Raw genomic sequence first — 16797 nt, forward strand, 5'->3', positions numbered from 1 at the left:
AAAGCGCTTTCAGGCGCGGCGTTTCAGGTCAGTTCAGGCCCAGTTTGCCGCGCAGGGTCGAGAGGTCTTCGGCCAGGGTGTTGACCGGGCCGACCAGGGCTTTGCGGTCGTTCTCTTTGACTTTGTCGTAGGTTTCAAAGCCACCGTCCTTGGTCTTGTACTTGGCCAGAATCTTGTCCACGGTGGCGAAGTTCTTGTCGACTTTGCTGGAGAAGGCTTTGTCCTGCTGCTCGATCTGCGGGCGGAACAGGTCGACGATTTTTTTCGCGCCGTCGATGTTGCCCTGGAAGTCATACAGGTCGGTGTGGCTGTAACGGTCTTCTTCGCCGGAGATCTTGGTCGCTGCTACTTCTTCCAGCAAGGCTGCTGCGCCACCGACTACTTTTTCAGGCGGGAAGGTCAGGTCGGCTACGCGCTTTTCCAGGTCCTTGACGTCGCTCAACAGCTTGTCGGCGATAGGGCCCTGGTCCTTGGTGGTGTTCTGCGAGAACAGCGCGTACTCCAGACGATGGAAACCGGTGAAGTCTTCTGCCGTAACGCCTTGCTCGTGGTCGTCGACGCGTGAGTCGATGGACGCATCCAGGTCACTGAACAGTTCGGCAATCGGCTCTACCGACTCGTAGTACACGCGGGTAGGGGCATACAGCTTTTTGGCCGTCGCGATGTCGCCCTTCTTCACGGCATCGGTGAACTTCTGGGTGTGGCTGACCAGTTCTTCGATGTTTTCGGTCACGTAAATCTTGTAGTCCGAAACCGGACCTACCAGGTCCAGCGGCGCGGTGGCGGCAAAGGCAGCCAGTGGCATCTGGAGCAGGCCAAGGGTCAAGAGCAAAGCCAGGGGCGTCTTTTTCATGGGTGTCTTCCGGGTCTGGAGTGGGTAGGTCATGCGGTTGTAGTGGACGCCGCCGCTGCCAGCAGCGAGCGGCCGATGAAATCCTGGTCACCGGTTACCCCCGGCAGGGTGAAGAAGTAACCACCACCGACCGGCTTGAGGTATTCCTCCAGCGGCTCGCCGTTGAGGCGGCTCTGAACGGTAATGAAGCCTTTTTCCAGGTCAGCCTGATAGCAGATGAACAGCAGGCCCATGTCCAGCTGACCGTTCTTGTTCACCCCGTTGGAGTAATTGAACGGACGGCGCAGGATCAGGTTGCGCTGGCTTTCGGCGGTACGCGGGTTGGCCAGGCGGATGTGCGAATCCAGTCGGGTTTTCTTGCCTTCCGGGTCTGCCACGTAGTTGGGTACGTCGGTCTCGACCTTGCCGTCCATAGGTGCACCGGTGCTTTTGCTGCGGCCGAAAATCGATTCCTGCTCCTGCAATGGCGTGCGGTCCCAGCGTTCCACGAAGTTACGGATGATTCGCACGGCCTGATAGCTACCGTTGGCGGCCCACGCTGGCTCGTCGCTACCCGGCTGCACCCAGACCAGCTCGTTCATGGTCTTCTGGTTGTTGGAATCCGGATTTGCCGAGCCATCCCGGAAACCGAGGAAATTGCGCGCGCTTTCCGGCGGCTGACCGGGCTTTTTCGGTGCCTGGGGCGGCACGGTGCCTTCCTGTTTCCAGCGCACCAGCAGCAGGTCAGGCAGGTTCTTGACGATGTCGCGCAGGGCGTGAATGTTGCTGTCGGCGGTGTTGGCGCAGAACTGGATGCTCAGGTCGCCATGGCAACTGGCCGGATCCAGCGCGTCGTTGGGGAAGCCGGTCATGCGGATCAGGCGTTTGGGTTTGACCGGGGTCAGGCCAAAGCGCTCATCGAACAGCGATTCGCCTACCGACACGGTAATGGTCAGGTTGTCCGGGGTGACCACCGGGCCAAGAATGCCGGAATCAGGCGGTGGCAGTTTCGGATCAATCTCCGGCACCGGGCCGCCGGTCATCAGGAACGCGATGCGCTCATTGAGCGTGCGGAACAGGCGCTCGAGGTCTTCGCGGTCGGCGGCCAGCACGTCGAACGCGACCAGCATGCCTGCGGCCGGACGCGGGTTGACGATGCCGGTCTGATGCAGGCCGTGAAAATCGTTGTGGTCCTGAGTCTTTTCGCTGTTGGGCGCTTCGGTGACCTGCGCCGGCGTTGCGGCCAGTACGTTGCCGCTCAGGCTGCTGCCAGCCAGCGCGGCACCGGCAGCACCGAGACCCATCAGGACACGGCGACGCTGTATTGAAGCGGGAGCGTTAGTAGCGTCTGGATTGCTGTCTGGGTTTTTCATCGTAGTGTGCTGTGCTCCAGTGAATCAGAGGTCAGAAAGGCCAAGTGCCGCGTCGATGCCGTTGAGTGCGTCAGCCAGTGCGCCAGCCTTGGCGGCGATTTGCCGACGCTGTGTCTCGTCCACCTGGTCATAGGGGCGCATGCCCCCATCAGCGGTGCTCAACGCATCAAGTGTGGTGTCCAGATCAGCCATGGCTGCATCGATCTTCTGCAGCAGATCGGCAGCGCTGCGGGTCAGCAACGGACGCAGCAGATCGACGATTTTGCGGGTGCCGTCCAGATTGGCGACAAAGCCGTTGAGGTCGCTGTGGCTGTAGCGTTCTTCTTCGCCGTTGCTGCGTACGTCAGCCAGGCTGCGCATCGTGCGGATGGCGATGGCCGCCAGTTGTTCGGGAGCCAGCGATTGCGCCATTAACTGCTGTTTGAGCTGAGTGACATCGGTTTGCAGGCGCTGCGCGACGGGCGACAGGCCCTCGACGCTGTGCTGATCGAACAATGCGTATTCAATGCGGTGGAAGCCGGTAAAGCCCGGATCCTGTTCACGCTTCTCATAGTAATCGGCGCGGGCATTGATGGCATTGTCCAGTTCCGACAGGCGCTGAGCAGCGGGAGCAATGCGCTGATACGCAGTGCGGGCGGGCAGATACGCCGCCTGCGCGGCGCTCAAGTCGCCAGCCTCAATGGCTTGTTGCAGAGCCGTCACGGCCTTGATCAGTGCCGAACCTTGCAGGCTCAGGTACACCCGGTATTCGGAAAGAGGGCCGATGAAGGCGGTCATCGACGGACGTGCCTTGGCTTTTGCATCTGACTCGGCGGTCGGGGTGACGTGCAAGGTGCCACGCGGGTTGCTGAGCAGGCCGCAGGTGATCGCGTAATCGCCGGGAGCCAGATTGGCATTGATCACCTGGCTCAACCCCGGCGCAATGTTTTCCCGCTCTTCAACCACCAGCACGCCATCGAGAATTTCCCATTCGACGGCGCGTTCCGAGCGGTTGACGATGCGGAAGGCATTCTTGCCCGCCGCCACTGTCAGCACATTCGGCTCACAGTTGCGGGCGTGAATATTGACCACGGTTTCAGTGCCGGCATTGGCTGCACGCTTTTTTGCCGCGACCTGCGAGGCGTAATAGAACAGCCCGCCAGCGGCAATCATCAGGATCACCGAACCGGCGACAGCCAATTGCAGGACACGGGGCGGCCGGGCGTTCTCGGAAGGCCCTGGGGTACGGATAGACATGGGTGCCCTTATTCGTTCGTCACAGAAGATGTTTTCGGCTGTAGGGTCTTGCCGGACGCCGGGGTGTGCGGCATGAAGAACAGCAGCAGCGCCCCGATCAGGTAAATCAGGTAGACGCTCAAGGTGCTGACGGTCGGAGCGTCCTGGTAACCGAACATGCCGGCCAGTACCGAGCCGGCGGGCCCATCCATCGGCAACAGTGCGCTGATGTCGAAGACCACTTCCTGCAGATGATTCCAGATCCCGGCTTCATGCAAAGCCTGAACGGAGTTGGCGAGAATGCCCGCGGCTACCACCAGAATGAACAGCCCGGTCCAACGGAAAAACAGGCCCAGGTTCAGGCGCATGCTGCCGCTGTAAATGGCTACGCCGAAGCCCACGGCCAGCAACAGGCCGAGCAGGGCACCCAGCGGTGCGCCCGAGCCTTCGCTCTGCTGGAACACCGCGAGCAGAAAGAATACGGTCTCCAGCCCTTCGCGGGCCACGGCGAAAAACACCATGGCGATCAGCGCGTAGGTCTGGTTTTTCGAGCCGGTGAGGGCAGCGTCCAGAGATTCATGCAAAGCGTGCTTGATCGAGCGGGCAACCTTGCGCATCCAGAACACCATCGAGCTTAAAATGCCCACGGCGATCAGGCCGACAATGCCTTCGAACAACTCCTGTTGCTTCTGCGGGAATTCGGCGCTCATCAACTCAAGCCCGCCACCGACGAACAGCGACAGCGCGGCAGCGAGGAACACGCCGATCCACACCGCAGGCATCCACTCGCCGCGGCCGGTCTGCTTCAGGTAACTGGCGATAATGCCAACAATCAGCGCGGCTTCGATGCCTTCGCGCAGCATGATCAAAAACGGAACGAGCATATCTCACCGGGTCAAAACTGTAGGGTGAACGTGCTTCAGCGAGCCATAAGCCGGAAACACTGCGTAACATAATGATACTCATTCTTGAATGCGGGTAGTTGTTTTTTATCTGCATCCCGGTTTTGGCAGGTTGTTCAGGTCAGGTTCAGCTGGGCTGGCTTGAGCGTAATAAATACCGGGGGCGGCCACTGGGTGGCCTGACCTGCCCATTTCTATTTGGGAAAACACGATGTCATCAGAATCAGACGCACCTGGCAGCGAGTGCGCACAGCCAATTGACGCGAACGCTGCTGCACATGCAGAGGCGGTCGAAATGCTCAAGGCCATCGACAGTCGATGGGAGTCACTGATCAATCACGTCGGCCCCTGTCTGCACCCCGTCACGGCTGCGCAGGACCCATTCCAGGCGCTGATCAAGGCCGTCGCCTATCAGCAACTGCATGCCAAAGCGGGTGACGCTATGGTCATGAGGCTGCGCGCCCTGTTTCCAGACGCGGCTTTTCCGGCCGCGCAGGCATTGGTCGAACTGGATGAGCAAACACTGCGCTCCTGCGGTTTCTCGGCGTCCAAGTGCCGTGCGATCAAAGCCATTGCCGCGGCACGGGTCGACGGTCTTGTCCCCGATGTCAGCGCTGCATTGGCCATGAGCAATGAAGCGCTTGTCGAGCGCCTCATCCAGTTGCCGGGCGTAGGTCGCTGGACGGTCGAGATGATGCTCATTTACGGTCTCGGTCAGATGGACGTGATGCCCGCCAGCGACTATGGCGTGTGCGAAGGCTATCGACGGCTGTATGCTCTCGAACTCAAGCCGGGTCATAGGGAAATGGCCAGAATTGGCGAACGGTTCGGCCCTTACAGGACGATTGCCGCCTGGTATTTGTGGCGAGTACCGGCCAACTTCAGCGACATCGACTTATCTCGAATTTGAAAGCAAGACTCGGAGTGCCTGTGTGTTGCGGCAGGGATAGGCTCATCGAAACTCAAGACAGGCCATCAGCATGGAAAACATGAAAGGCACGTTGAAAACGCGCGCGCCACGAACCGAAGAGGATCCGCGCTGGGAGGTCCTGCTCAATCGTCGTTCAGGTGCGGGCGCTGACTTCGTCTACGGTGTGCTGACAACCGGTATCTACTGCAAACCCGGCAGCCCGAGCAAACTCCCAAGACCGGAAAACGTCGTGTTCTTTTCTTCGGCAAGCGAGGCTGAAGCTGCCGGGTTTCGCCCGTCGCGGCGCACTGGCAGTGATCAGCAAAGCGTGGACCTCAAGCATGCCTCGGCCGTTTCCGAAGCCTGCAGGCTGATAGACGCCTGCGACTCGATGCCCAATCTCGCTGCGCTTGCGGAGAAGGTCGGGATGAGCAGTTTTCATTTTCACCGCACTTTCAAGAAGCTCACCGGGTTGACGCCCAAAGCCTACAGCGTCGCTTCCTTGCGCTCGCGAGTGAAAGTCCAGCTTTCCCACGATGTGACCATCACCAGTGCGCTGTATGAAGCAGGCTTCAACTCCAACAGTCGATTCTATGAGGCTTCGCAGAAAATGCTGGGCATGAAACCTTCTGAATACCGCGCAGGCGGGACCAATGTCGATATCAGGTTTGCACTGGGTGAAAGCTCGCTGGGCTCGATTCTGGTGGCCAGAAGTCCCAAGGGTATCTGCGCCATTTCGCTCGGAGACGACCCCAATGTTCTGGTCGAAAAGTTTCAGGATCAGTACCCCAATGCCAATCTGATCGGCGGGGATGAAGAGTTTGAACAACTGGTCGCCCGGGTCGTGGGCTTTGTCGAGTCGCCTGCGACCGGCCTCGCGCTGCCGCTGGATATCCGCGGCACGGTTTTTCAGGAGCGGGTATGGCAGGCGCTCAGGGATATACCTGCCGGATCGACCGCAACCTACACCAATATCGCCACCCGGATCGGTATGCCCAGCGCGGTTCGCGCAGTGGCGAATGCGTGCGGCGCCAACACGCTGGCAGTTGCCATTCCCTGCCATCGGGTCGTGCGCAGCGACGGGTCGTTATCCGGCTATCGCTGGGGTGTCGAGCGCAAGCGCAAGCTGCTTGAAATCGAAGCTGCCGAGGGAACAGGGCTTCTTTCAGGGCTTTGAACAGCAGCCTGACTCGCCGAGAATCCGGTAGGCCAGCCTTACCCGTTCTTCATTCGGATAGTTCTTGTTGGCCAGAATCACGATGCCGAGCTGTTTTTCCGGTATGAACGCGACATAGCCACCGAAACCGTTGGTTGATCCGGTCTTGTTGACCCAGACCGCAGATTGCGCTGCCTGCGGCGGCTCGATCACTTCGGTTTTGAGCGTGTTCAGCATGGCACTGGCGTTGCCTTCAAGCAGCTGCGCCAAGCCAACCGGCATCGGATACTGCTCCCAGATCAGGTCCTGAGTCATGCCGCCGACTTTGAAATAGCTGATCCGTGTGTCGCTGAGCGCGCGTTGCAGCGGCGCATCGTATTGACCAGGCCCAAGGTTTGCCTCGACAAAACGGATCATGTCCCGAGCACTCGATTTCACGCCGTAGGCTTCACTCGCCAGAGGACCTGGGTTAACCCTGACCGGTTCGTCGAGTTTGTTGTAGCCCTGTGCATAAAACGCCTGCTTTTCGTCGGGCACGGTCACGTAGGTGTTGCTCAGGTTCAGCGCCGGAAACAGACGCTGCTGGAGGGCTTTTTCATACGGCAGCTTCATGCTGCGCGCCGCAACCATGCCGAGCAGGCCCACACTCGGGTTGGCATAGGTGCGGTGGGTGCCGGGCAGGTAGTCGGGCTGCCAGGCCTTGAAATAGTCCATCAATTGGCGAGTGTTCTGCACCTTGTCGGGCACTTGAAGGGGGAAACCGCCTGCTGTGTGGGTGCCGAGGTGAAAGACCGGTATTTTGCCCAGACGTGTGTCATTCAATTGCGGCAGGTAGGTGTCGATGCTGTTGTTCAGCGACAACTGCCCATTGGCCTGCGCCCAGGTGGCCAGTGTGGTGGTGAAGGTTTTGCTGATCGAGCCCAGTTCGAACAACGTATCGCTGGACACCGGCTGGCCGGTTGCTTTTGAGGCGACGCCGTAGTTATAGAACTGTTGTGTACCGTTGTGGGTGATGGCGATGGACATGCCTGCAATGTTGTTTTCCTGCATCACCTGCTGCGCCGCTTGCTGCACAACGGCATCAAGGTCAGGTGCCGGGTCTTGAGCGCAGGCAAGGGAAGCGTTCAGCACAAGCGCCGCGCATAACAGTGTCTTATTCCATGGCATCACATGATTCCTTGTTGTTTTGGGTCGCCGCCGATCATCGAAGAACGCTGTTTTGAAGCCTTGCTGCGGTGGTCGGTGGCGGCGGGTTTGCGTAATATGCCTCCTTTTTTGCGCTTCCTCCACGGGGCGCGGTTCAGGTAACCCATGAAATCAATCCGTATACGCGCCGAAGTCCTGGCCGGGCTCACGACATCCTTTGCGTTGGTGCCCGAGTGCATTGCCTTTGCACTGGTGGCCCATCTCAACCCGCTGATGGGGCTCTACGGCGCGTTCATCATTTGTACGCTGACGGCCCTGTTCGGCGGGCGTCCGGGTATGGTTTCCGGCGCGGCCGGTTCGATGGCGGTGGTAATCGTCGCGCTGGTGGTGCAGCACGGCGTGCAGTATTTGCTGGCGACCGTGCTGCTGGGCGGTTTGATCATGATCCTGTTCGGGCTGCTGCGGCTCGGCAAACTGGTGCGGCTGGTGCCTTATCCGGTGATGCTGGGCTTCGTCAACGGCCTGGCGATTGTGATCGCGATGGCGCAATTGGAGCACTTCAAGGTTGGTGAGTCATGGCTCAGCGGTACGCCGCTGTACGTGATGCTCGGTCTGGTGGCGCTGACCATGGCGATTGTCTATCTGTTGCCGCGCCTGACTCGTGTTGCACCGCCTGCGCTGGTGGCGATCCTGAGCGTCGGGCTGGCGGTCTACCTGCTCGGCCTGCCGACCCGCACCCTGGGCGACATGGCGCACATTGCCGGTGGCCTGCCGGTATTCGCCATGCCGGACATTCCGTGGAGCCTGGACACCCTGCGCATCATCGCCCCGTACGCCATCCTGATGGCGCTGGTCGGTCTGCTCGAAACCCTGCTGACCCTGAACCTGACCGACGAGATCACCGAGACCCGCGGTTATCCGGATCGCGAGTGCGTAGCGCTGGGTGCTGCCAACGTGGTGTCCGGTGCCTTCGGCGGCATGGGCGGTTGCGCGATGATCGGCCAGACGGTGATCAACCTCAGTTCCGGCGGCCGCGGTCGTGTGTCGGGCGTGGTGGCGGGTTTGATGATCCTGATGTTCGTGCTGTTTCTGTCGCCGCTGATCGAGCGCATTCCATTGGCGGCGCTGGTCGGGGTGATGTTCGTGGTCGCTCAGCAGACGTTCGCCTGGGCCTCGTTGCGTGTGCTGCGCAAGGTGCCGGTCAATGACGTGTTGGCGATCATTGCCGTGACCGTGGTCACGGTGCTCACCGACCTGGCCACTGCGGTGCTGTTCGGCATCATCATCGCGGCGATCAACTTTGCCTGGCAGCAGGCCCGCGAGCTGTATGCAGACAGCCATGTAGAGGCCGACGGCAGCAAGGTCTATCACCTGCACGGCACGCTGTTCTTCGCCTCGACCACGCCGTTTCTCGACCAGTTCAACCCGGCCGATGACCCGGCACAGGTGACACTGGACTGCCGCCACCTGAGTTTCGTCGATTACTCGGCCATTGCTGCGCTCAAGACCTTGCGCGAGCGCTATGCCAAAGCGGGCAAGCATCTGCGCGTGGTGCACCTGTCCGAGCGCTGCAAGCGACTGCTCAAGCGCGCCGGCGTGCAGCACGCATGAGCCGCGTTTAGGCCGTATGTCTTTTCTCTGATACCGAAGGTGTGTGCCTGATGGATGCCGTCTCCCCGCTGCAAGCCTACGAACGTGCCGTCCAGCGTGGTTTTCAGCCTGATCAGGCGCAGTTGCAGGCTGCCCGACAGTTGCAGGCGTGCTATCAGGCCCTGACCGATGCGCGGGGTCGGACACAGGGCGTCTATTTGTGGGGGCCGGTCGGGCGCGGCAAGACCTGGTTGATGGACCGCTTTTTCGAAAGCCTGAGCGTCCCGGCCCGGCGTCAGCATTTTCATCACTTCATGCGCTGGGTGCACAAGCGCATGTTCGAGCTGATGGGCACGCCTCAGCCGCTGACCGTGGTCGCCAAAGAGCTGGCGCGGGAAGTGCGGGTGATGTGTTTCGATGAGTTGTTCGTGACTGACATCGGCGACGCAGTGATTCTCGGCGGGCTGCTGCAGGTGATGTTCGAAGAAGGCGTAGTGCTGGTCTGTACGTCCAATCAGCCACCGGAAAAGTTGTACAGCCACGGCCACAATCGTGAGCGTTTCCTGCCTGCGGTCGCCGCAATCCTGAAATACATGAATGTGGTGGCGGTCGACGGCGGCGAGGATCATCGCCTGCACCCCGGACAGTTGCACCAGCGTTACTGGGTTGCGCAGGCCGGTCAGCCAAGTGCATTGAAGGCGATATTCGAAGCGCTGAGCGCTGGCCAGCCGGTTCACGACTCGCAGGTCATGCTCGGCTATCGCAGTATCAATGTGGTTCAGCATTCCGACACGGCCGTGTGGTGCCGCTATCGCGACCTGTGTGAGCAACCGCTGGCGGCGATGGATTTCATTGCGTTGTGTGATCGTTTCTCGGTAATTCTGCTTAGCGAAGTGCCGCCCCTCAGCGCCGCCCAGCGCGAGGCGAAGATTGCCCGTGGCACCGAGGATGGCGTGGAGCAGGTGACGGCAGGCGACCGAGAGCTGCCGCAGTTATCGCCCAACGACGACGGCGTGCGACGTTTCATTGCACTGGTGGACGAATGTTATGACCGGCGCATTCCGCTGTATGTCGAAGCGCCGGTGCCAATGGACGAACTGTACACTCAGGGTTATCTGTCGTTTGCCTTTCGGCGCACCCTGAGTCGGCTTCAGGAAATGCAACTGGAGCGTTTCACCGAGTCCTGAGCCTCAAGCTGCATCCCGACGGCGTTGGGCCAGCATGTGTTTGGCACCTTCGATCATCAGCACCACGACGGCCAGCCAGATTGGCAGGTAAGTCAGCCATTCATCGCGGCCGATGCTCTCGCCCAGCAACAGGGCGACGCCTACCAGCAGCACCGGTTCGACATAACTGAGCAAGCCGAACAGGCTGAACGGCAGCAACCGGCTGGCAACGATGTAACTGACCAGTGCCGAGGCACTGATGACCCCGAGCACGGGAATCAGCAGGTACAGCAGCGGTGCCTGCTGGATGGCTTGCGGATGACCGTTGGCGATAAACCACAGGCCGATGGGCAGCATCAGCAGCATGTCGAACCAGAGCCCGCCGAGGTGGTCGGTCTTGAGCTTGCGTCGCAGCACGAAGTACAGCGGATAACCGCCCGCGACCAATAGCGTCTCCCACGAAAAGCTGCCCAGCCGCCATAGCTCATGGCCGACACCGATCATGGCAAATACCGCTGCGACCTTTTGCAGATACGAGAGGTGTTCGCCGTACACGATGCGGCCGGTGAGAATCATGCTCAGCGGCAGCAGGAAATAACCCAGCGACACCTCCAGGCTGCGCCCGTGCAGCGGTGCCCACATGAAGATCAGCAACTGTGCGCCCAGCAACAGCGAGGACAGCAGCAGCCCGGCTATCAGCAGCGGCTGCCGCCTGAGCCGACCCGCCAGTTCACGGACCCGCGTCCAGTCGCCGCTGACCCACATGAACAGCGTCGCGCAAGGCACGGTCAGCAGCATGCGCCAGCCGAATATCTCTTCACCGTCGAGGGGCGACATCAGCGAGGTATAGAAATACATGACCCCGAACAGCACGGAAGCCAGGATTGACAGCGCGACACCTTTGTACACAATGGCCTCTTTTGCGGATGCTCGGGCATGGGCTTGCGCACCGGTCTGGTGCGAACGGAGGCCAGTTTAGTGTGCAGGTGAGGAAAAAGCTCGGGTTTGCAGGCGCAATTTTGCTCAGGCAACGGGCACACCGTGGTATGTCCCGGCACCTGACAGGTCAGAGATGCATCAGCAGGATTATTTCAGCGTATTCCAGAGTGCATCGTCGTTGAAGTCGCGGATAACGCTTTTGGCTCCGGCCGCCCGAAGCTGAGCTTCGTCAAGCCCCGACAGCATGCCGAAGGTATGAATCCCGGCGGCGCTCGCCGATTGCACTCCCGCCAGCGAGTCCTCGAAAGCAAGCGCCTGGTCGGCCGTCACGCCCAGCAACTCCAGAGCTGTGAGGTAAGGCATGGGATGCGGTTTGCCGCGCTCCAGCTCGCCGCCGATCACAATGATTTCGAAGCGGTCGACAATGCCCAGCCCGGTCAGCATGGCCATGGCATTTTCGCGTGGAGCATTGGTGACCACCGCCGTGCGCAGGCCGCTTTGCCGAGCGTGGTCAAGGATACGCAGCACGCCCGCCACGGGAATCGTTTCACCCAGTTGAGCGCGAAACATTGCCTCTTTTTCCGCTGCCAGACCAGCGTATTGCGCCGCAGGAATATCGGGAAACAGACCGCCAAAAATCATGTCATCCGGAAAGCCCATGACATGGGCCTTGTAGTAGCCGATGTCCATCGAACGGTCCCAGCGGGCCAGCAACTGGTTATAGGCGTTCAAATGCAGTTCATCGGTATCGATAAGGGTTCCGTCCAGATCGAACAACAGCGCGCAAAGAGCCATTGGTTCTTACTCCTTTGAAGGTTCGGTAGGGTTGCCGACAGACCAGACGCCACGCAGGACGGGTACCCACGGCAACATGAGAAGGGGGTAGACGATCAACAGGCTGAAGGCAGCTTCGACTCCGATTCGTTCGGACAGCAGCCCGAGCAGAAACGGTGCCAGCAGGAGCGCCACGCCGACCGCCTGTGACGCTTGCGTGCTGAGCGCGGAGCTTGCGTGGGGCGCAACGCGCATGGCGGATCCCAGGATCAGCGGAAAGAAGTTGCCCAGACAGGCACCGAGCACGAACGTGAGGATCGCAGTGCCGACCACCCCTTCGATCAACGACAGCACCAGCAGTGTAGCAATGGCGCTCAGTATCACCACGGTCAGCAATGTAAAGGGGGAAACCCGGCGCAGCGCATAGCTGCTGACCAACCGCCCGCAGACGGTGCCAGCAAAGTAAAGGCTCATCAGCGTAGCGGCGACCGACGCACTGGTCTGTACGTGGGTCTTGATGTATTCCGCGCCCCAGAACCCCACACCCCATTCCGCCGAGATGCCCAGTATCACCAGTGCCCACAGGCTGAGCCGAACCAGACGCTGTGGGCGCAGGGTATCGGCCATTGGCGATGACCCGGCTTGGCCGGGCATGGCCCGATGGATCGTCTGCGGCGCGCAAAACATGATTAATGCCCATGCGCTGATCAGCAGCGGAGCCATGCGCCACGACAGCCCGATAGCCGTCGCTGCGCCCACCAGCAGCGCGCCGCCCAGCACACAGAGGCCTGCCACGATGTGGGCTTCCACCAGTTTCGCGGCAGCCTGCTGGCCATAAAGTTTGCCGAGCATGGCCTGTCCGACAGCCATCACCAGACCTCCCGAGAACCCCATCAGTACGCTGCCGGGCAGGGTCATGGTTAAACCGCTGGCGATCGAAAACAGCCCGCTGGCCAGCACAATCGAACCGATAGCGATACGTCCGGTGCCGATGGGCAGTGCCCGGCTTTCCAGCCAGCGATACGGAATTCCGATCAGTACCAGCCCCAGCGCATAGGCGGCAAAATGCAGGCCGGTCCAGCGCAGATCAAGATCGAATTCGGCACGCAGAAACGGCATCAGCGGCCCGAGCATGCCTTGCTGAGCCCCGAACAGGCCGAACATCAGGTAAATCGACCAGGGCCGCCGCTCCGTTCCTGCTGGCGCAGACGACGAGGGCGGCTGCGTCGAAGGGATGTGGGCCATGTCGGTCATAGGCCCGCCTTTGTGTCGAACAGTGAATGCCAGCGTGCACAACGGGCGACCTTGGCATGGCTGGCCTCGATTGCATTCAGCGCCTTGAGATCGACGGTCGCCAGGGTCTCGCTCGAGACGCCGCCGACCACCACCTTGCCGTAGTGTCGGCTGATTGCAGCAGCGTCCGGCGAAAGCATCCAGCCAAGCGCCTGTACCGCCTGTTTCGCACGTTGCGAACCGGCGCGGCAGCCGAACACTTCGAACTCGTAACGACGTGCGTCATCGGGGACGCACCAGCGCAAGGAACTGTGCTGCGCTGCTGCGCGAGTGGCCGCCGTGGAAACCGTAACGCCGACGTATGCACGGCCTTCGGTCACAGCGTCTATCGGCGCTGTGGAAGACCCGCTGATCGAAGGTCGCAATTGTGCCACTTGAGCCAGCATGCCCCAGGCCCCCTCGCCATACGCTTCCAGCAACGCGCTCAGGTGCAGATAGCCTGCACCGGAGCGGCCCGGATCTGGCAGGGCAATGCGCTGCGCCCACTCTGGCGCGCAGAGCGCCTCCCAGGAGAGTGGCGGCGTGAGGCCGTGTGCGGCGAGCACTTCAGGATCAAAGCAAAAGGCTGGCACGAAGCCTGAAGGGCTGAACCAGCGCCGGTCAGCGGCAATCGCCTGTGCAGGCAAGGTCGAGCAGTCAAGCGCGTCAAGAATCAGCAGCTGTGAGTTCAGTGCGGGATCAAGCAAGGCGGTGGCCGCAGTTCCCAACAACAGGTCCCAGTCGCCCGCCGTGCCGTTGCTCACGCGGTCGATCAGCTCTGATGTGGACCAGCGAGAGAGGCGCACGGGCACCCCGATATGCTCGCTGATGCCTGCCACGAACTCGGCCAGTTCGGCATTTTCCATCGAGCTGATAGCGATAAGTTCATCCATGTCAGGCCTCAATCCAGCAGTCCATGCAGTTTGGCGTATTGCAGCAGCATGATGGTCTTGCCGTCGCAGATCGCTCCGGTGTCTATCATCGCCAGCGCTTCGTCCAGAGGCAATTCAAGAACCTCGATTTCTTCGCCTTCCGCCTCCAGGCCACCTCCGTCGCTCAGCTTGTTTTCGTCGAAATATTCACCGACAAAAAAATACAGACGCTCGGTCACCGACCCCGGGCTCATGAACGCCTCGAACACCTTGCGCACTTCCTGAATGCGATAACCGGTTTCTTCCTCGGTTTCCTTGCGGATACAGGTGTCTGGATCGTCACGATCCAGCAACCCTGCGCAGGTTTCGACCAGCATGCCATCGTGCTCGTTGACGAACGCGGGAAAGCGGAACTGCCGGGTCAGGACGACGGTCTGCTTCAGCTTGCTGTAGAGCAGGATGGTTGCGCCGTTGCCCCGGTCGTAGGTTTCGCGGGTCAGTGTGCGCCACGTGCCGTCGCGCCCTTGAAAGTCATACGTGGTCTTGCGCAGTACGTACCAGTTGTCCGAGAGCACATCGACCTTTTTGATTCGTACCCGGTCCTGGGTGGTCAGCGCCTTGCTCATGCTTTCGCTCCCAGGTGAGTGGCGTTGGGAGCAACCGTCAGCAGGCGTGCGACCATTTCCGGATCACGGTGCTCGGGGGCGGTCATCACCGCCGTATCCAGTGCATGATCGCACCCGGATGAACAGGCCCCCTGATGTTCGCCCAAACGCGTGACGGCTTCGGTGACCAGACGACGGGTCAGTGCGAACGTATCAGCCATTCTCTGGGCAACCAGCGTCGCGTTGACCTCCTCATGGGATTCGTGCCAGCAGTCGAAGTCCGTGGGGATGGCAATCATTGCGTAGCAAAGCTCTGCTTCACGCGCCAGTTTGGCTTCCGGCATTGCGGTCATACCGATCACGGTGCCGCCCCATTGGCGATAGAGACTGGATTCGGCACGCGTCGAAAACTGCGGCCCTTCCATGACCACGTAGGTGCCGCCATTGAGAGCCTGTACATCAGCGGTTTCTGCAGCGCTGGCCAACACCGAGCGCATGCGCCCGCACACAGGGTCGCCAAACGGTACGTGGCCGACCAGGCCCGGGCCGAAAAACGTCTTGTCACGCTTGATCGTTCGATCAATGTATTGATCGATCAGCACGAAACTGCCTGGCGGTGCGTCGTGGCTCAGACTGCCCACGGCACTTACCGATAACAGCTGAGTGCAGCCGACACTGCGCAGCGCGGCGATATTGGCGCGCACGTTGATGAACGCTGGCGGGATGGTGTGCCCGACACCGTGGCGCTGTACGAAAGCCACTGGCACATCATTGAGGGTGCCCAGCGTGACGGGGGACGAGGGTTTGCCGAACGCCGTTTCGCACTCGACAAGCTGTATGTCTTTCAAACCGGGCAATTGCTGAAGGCCACTGCCGCCGATGATGCCGATACGTTGAGTCTGCTGGTGAGCCAAGGGGGTATTCATACGCTGCCTCTGGTCTTCAAGGTGGTTTCGGGGTGTCCGGCAGTCACCAGACGCTCATACAGTTCGGAAAGCGCGGTGGGTGCGCTGCCGCGTCGCAGCAGCAGGCCTTCACTGGCGTTGTTGCTGTAGCGTGGTTCGTGAATTTTCAAGTGCCGGTCAATCGCTGGCAGGTAGTTCCAGCGCACGCCCGGGTACAGCGAGTGCGCCAGATGGTAGGCATCCGATGTTGGCGCGATGAACACGCGGATCAGCCATCCGCTAACACCGAAATAATCGGTGGGGCGGCCTGCCAGGTACTCAAGATCGCGGCGGTCTCTGGACGTCCCTTCGACAAACCAGCGGTGCTCGGTGAGCAGTGACACCCAGGCAAATACCGGGTATGAGGTCAGCAATGGCACCAGCCAGCCAAACAGCACGCCTTTCCAGCCGCCTGCCCAGTAGAGCAGGGCGGCAACCGTCATCAGGCACAGCACACGGACCGCTGTGGTCAGGTGCGAGTGATTCAGCAAACTGTTGCGCGCCATGGTGCTCAGATTGACCCAGGCACCCTGAGGCGTCAGCGGATAGAGCAACAATGAATGAAATTTTCCGGGGGATATTCCGGCCACGTAGCCACCTGCGTGTACCCGCGCGCGGTTGGGGTCAAGATGCGGATGATTGGGGTTGCGATGATGTTCCAGCGTGTGGGTCTGGTGTCGGCTGCGCATGTCGCGTTTGAATGCCGGGAACTGATAGAAGATGTTGCTCAGCCACCACTGCCATTGGTGATTAGGGCATAGCGCAAAATGCACGGCGTTATGACCGAACTCCTGCAGCGCCCGAAACCGTCCGCCGCTCCAGAGCACGACCAACAGCCATGTCAGCGGTGACGAGTAGAGCGATGCGAGCAGTACGGCGGCCACGATATCCAGCCATGTCCAGATGAACGGCAGCGGCGCAAGCCATTCATCCAGCGGTCGGTAGTAGTGCTCCTTGCGGTCGGGAAGCCTTGGTATCAGACGCAGCAATCGCAATATGCGCTGCGTGTCGCGGTAATAAAAAGCCACGGTCGCACGCAAAGCCAACGCAGTGGCGATCAGGGCAGCCAGAACAAGGTGCGATGTGCTCATGGTGCTCATG

Annotated in this window: 17 protein-coding genes; 4 read left to right on the plus strand and 13 right to left on the minus strand. The window is 60.5% G+C overall.

The genetic code is table 11. The features are described 5' to 3' along the window. Window positions 1-28 precede the first annotated feature (28 nt). Genes efeO (RYC17_RS13145) through efeU form a run of 4 tightly spaced genes read right to left on the minus strand, consistent with a single transcriptional unit; the run spans window position 29 to window position 4304 of the window. Window positions 29-853 carry an iron uptake system protein EfeO gene (gene efeO / locus RYC17_RS13145; protein ID WP_316903313.1) on the minus strand — a complete coding sequence of 275 codons (825 nt, stop codon included), beginning with the start codon at window positions 851-853 and terminating at the stop codon, window positions 29-31. 29 nt (window positions 854-882) lie between these two features. Next, window positions 883-2205, minus strand: coding sequence for an iron uptake transporter deferrochelatase/peroxidase subunit (gene efeB / locus RYC17_RS13150; RefSeq protein ID WP_316903314.1), 1323 nt, complete (start codon window positions 2203-2205; stop codon window positions 883-885). 24 nt (window positions 2206-2229) lie between these two features. Beyond that, window positions 2230-3441 carry an iron uptake system protein EfeO gene (gene efeO, locus RYC17_RS13155; RefSeq protein ID WP_316903316.1) on the minus strand — a complete coding sequence of 404 codons (1212 nt, stop codon included), beginning with the start codon at window positions 3439-3441 and terminating at the stop codon, window positions 2230-2232. Between the two features lie 8 nt (window positions 3442-3449). Beyond that, entirely contained in the window at window positions 3450-4304 is an 855-nt protein-coding gene (gene efeU, locus RYC17_RS13160; RefSeq protein ID WP_044323083.1) for an iron uptake transporter permease EfeU, read from the minus strand. A gap of 313 nt (window positions 4305-4617) precedes the next feature. Here efeU and RYC17_RS13165 point away from each other — a divergent pair, with 313 nt between their 5' ends. Both RYC17_RS13165 and ada read left to right on the plus strand, forming a co-directional pair. Then, entirely contained in the window at window positions 4618-5232 is a 615-nt protein-coding gene (locus RYC17_RS13165) for a DNA-3-methyladenine glycosylase family protein (protein WP_122259462.1), read from the plus strand. 70 nt (window positions 5233-5302) lie between these two features. Continuing rightward, the gene (gene ada, locus RYC17_RS13170) at window positions 5303-6409 is read left to right on the plus strand and encodes a bifunctional DNA-binding transcriptional regulator/O6-methylguanine-DNA methyltransferase Ada (RefSeq protein WP_316903318.1); all 1107 of its coding nucleotides are present in this window, start codon (window positions 5303-5305) and stop codon (window positions 6407-6409) included. On the opposite strand, the gene ampC is transcribed toward ada, so the two are convergent. Both ampC and RYC17_RS13180 read right to left on the minus strand, forming a co-directional pair. Then, on the minus strand, window positions 6398-7555 hold the full coding sequence (gene ampC / locus RYC17_RS13175) for a class C beta-lactamase (RefSeq protein WP_316903319.1): 1158 nt from the start codon (window positions 7553-7555) through the stop codon (window positions 6398-6400). The two genes, ada and ampC, sit on opposite strands and share 12 nt — an antisense overlap. After that, entirely contained in the window at window positions 7555-7701 is a 147-nt protein-coding gene (locus RYC17_RS13180) for a hypothetical protein (protein ID WP_005744526.1), read from the minus strand. The genes ampC and RYC17_RS13180 overlap by 1 nt, the downstream gene beginning before the upstream one ends. Here RYC17_RS13180 and RYC17_RS13185 point away from each other — a divergent pair. Together RYC17_RS13185 and zapE are read left to right on the plus strand one after the other, a co-directional pair. Continuing rightward, the gene (locus RYC17_RS13185; protein WP_058400933.1) at window positions 7700-9145 is read left to right on the plus strand and encodes a SulP family inorganic anion transporter; all 1446 of its coding nucleotides are present in this window, start codon (window positions 7700-7702) and stop codon (window positions 9143-9145) included. The genes RYC17_RS13180 and RYC17_RS13185 overlap by 2 nt on opposite strands. A gap of 50 nt (window positions 9146-9195) precedes the next feature. Further along, window positions 9196-10311, plus strand: coding sequence for a cell division protein ZapE (zapE, locus tag RYC17_RS13190; RefSeq protein ID WP_058400934.1), 1116 nt, complete (start codon window positions 9196-9198; stop codon window positions 10309-10311). A 3-nt stretch (window positions 10312-10314) separates the two neighbouring features. Here the strand turns inward: zapE and rarD are convergent, their stop codons facing one another. From rarD to RYC17_RS13225, 7 genes are all read right to left on the minus strand, one after another. Beyond that, the gene (gene rarD, locus RYC17_RS13195) at window positions 10315-11199 is read right to left on the minus strand and encodes an EamA family transporter RarD (RefSeq protein WP_058409093.1); all 885 of its coding nucleotides are present in this window, start codon (window positions 11197-11199) and stop codon (window positions 10315-10317) included. A gap of 177 nt (window positions 11200-11376) precedes the next feature. Beyond that, entirely contained in the window at window positions 11377-12024 is a 648-nt protein-coding gene (locus RYC17_RS13200) for an HAD family hydrolase (RefSeq protein WP_058400936.1), read from the minus strand. Between the two features lie 6 nt (window positions 12025-12030). Beyond that, window positions 12031-13257 (minus strand): MFS transporter, encoded by a 1227-nt coding sequence (locus tag RYC17_RS13205; RefSeq protein WP_316903322.1) that lies wholly within the window; start codon window positions 13255-13257, stop codon window positions 12031-12033. Continuing rightward, the gene (locus RYC17_RS13210; RefSeq protein WP_230016489.1) at window positions 13254-14168 is read right to left on the minus strand and encodes an ABC transporter substrate-binding protein; all 915 of its coding nucleotides are present in this window, start codon (window positions 14166-14168) and stop codon (window positions 13254-13256) included. Before RYC17_RS13210 ends, RYC17_RS13205 begins: the two co-directional genes overlap by 4 nt. An 8-nt stretch (window positions 14169-14176) precedes the next feature. After that, the gene (gene nudK, locus RYC17_RS13215) at window positions 14177-14773 is read right to left on the minus strand and encodes a GDP-mannose pyrophosphatase NudK (protein WP_058409091.1); all 597 of its coding nucleotides are present in this window, start codon (window positions 14771-14773) and stop codon (window positions 14177-14179) included. Further along, a complete protein-coding gene (mtnP, locus tag RYC17_RS13220; RefSeq protein WP_316903325.1) occupies window positions 14770-15678 on the minus strand; it encodes an S-methyl-5'-thioadenosine phosphorylase in 909 nt (302 codons plus the stop codon). The genes nudK and mtnP overlap by 4 nt, the downstream gene beginning before the upstream one ends. Continuing rightward, window positions 15675-16796 carry a fatty acid desaturase family protein gene (locus tag RYC17_RS13225; protein WP_230016488.1) on the minus strand — a complete coding sequence of 374 codons (1122 nt, stop codon included), beginning with the start codon at window positions 16794-16796 and terminating at the stop codon, window positions 15675-15677. The genes mtnP and RYC17_RS13225 overlap by 4 nt, the downstream gene beginning before the upstream one ends. Window position 16797 lies beyond the last annotated feature (1 nt).

This window comes from Pseudomonas syringae group sp. J248-6 (assembly GCF_032586995.1).
GTDB classification, from domain to species: Bacteria; Pseudomonadota; Gammaproteobacteria; order Pseudomonadales; family Pseudomonadaceae; genus Aquipseudomonas; species Aquipseudomonas amygdali.

Bases quoted from the DNA above. Each gene is read 5' to 3' on its own strand.
- RYC17_RS13185 (WP_058400933.1), top strand. From the start codon at position 7,700: ATGAAATCAATCCGTATACGCGCCGAAGTCCTGGCCGGGCTCACGACA.
- RYC17_RS13180 (WP_005744526.1), bottom strand. From the start codon at position 7,701: ATGGGTTACCTGAACCGCGCCCCGTGGAGGAAGCGCAAAAAAGGAGGC.
- nudK (WP_058409091.1), bottom strand. From the start codon at position 14,773: ATGAGCAAGGCGCTGACCACCCAGGACCGGGTACGAATCAAAAAGGTC.
- efeB (WP_316903314.1), bottom strand. From the start codon at position 2,205: ATGAAAAACCCAGACAGCAATCCAGACGCTACTAACGCTCCCGCTTCA.
- efeO (WP_316903316.1), bottom strand. From the start codon at position 3,441: ATGTCTATCCGTACCCCAGGGCCTTCCGAGAACGCCCGGCCGCCCCGT.
- ampC (WP_316903319.1), bottom strand. From the start codon at position 7,555: ATGCCATGGAATAAGACACTGTTATGCGCGGCGCTTGTGCTGAACGCT.
- mtnP (WP_316903325.1), bottom strand. From the start codon at position 15,678: ATGAATACCCCCTTGGCTCACCAGCAGACTCAACGTATCGGCATCATC.
- RYC17_RS13200 (WP_058400936.1), bottom strand. From the start codon at position 12,024: ATGGCTCTTTGCGCGCTGTTGTTCGATCTGGACGGAACCCTTATCGAT.
- efeU (WP_044323083.1), bottom strand. From the start codon at position 4,304: ATGCTCGTTCCGTTTTTGATCATGCTGCGCGAAGGCATCGAAGCCGCG.
- ada (WP_316903318.1), top strand. From the start codon at position 5,303: ATGGAAAACATGAAAGGCACGTTGAAAACGCGCGCGCCACGAACCGAA.
- RYC17_RS13210 (WP_230016489.1), bottom strand. From the start codon at position 14,168: ATGGATGAACTTATCGCTATCAGCTCGATGGAAAATGCCGAACTGGCC.
- RYC17_RS13205 (WP_316903322.1), bottom strand. From the start codon at position 13,257: ATGACCGACATGGCCCACATCCCTTCGACGCAGCCGCCCTCGTCGTCT.
- zapE (WP_058400934.1), top strand. From the start codon at position 9,196: ATGGATGCCGTCTCCCCGCTGCAAGCCTACGAACGTGCCGTCCAGCGT.
- efeO (WP_316903313.1), bottom strand. From the start codon at position 853: ATGAAAAAGACGCCCCTGGCTTTGCTCTTGACCCTTGGCCTGCTCCAG.
- RYC17_RS13165 (WP_122259462.1), top strand. From the start codon at position 4,618: ATGCTCAAGGCCATCGACAGTCGATGGGAGTCACTGATCAATCACGTC.
- RYC17_RS13225 (WP_230016488.1), bottom strand. From the start codon at position 16,796: ATGAGCACCATGAGCACATCGCACCTTGTTCTGGCTGCCCTGATCGCC.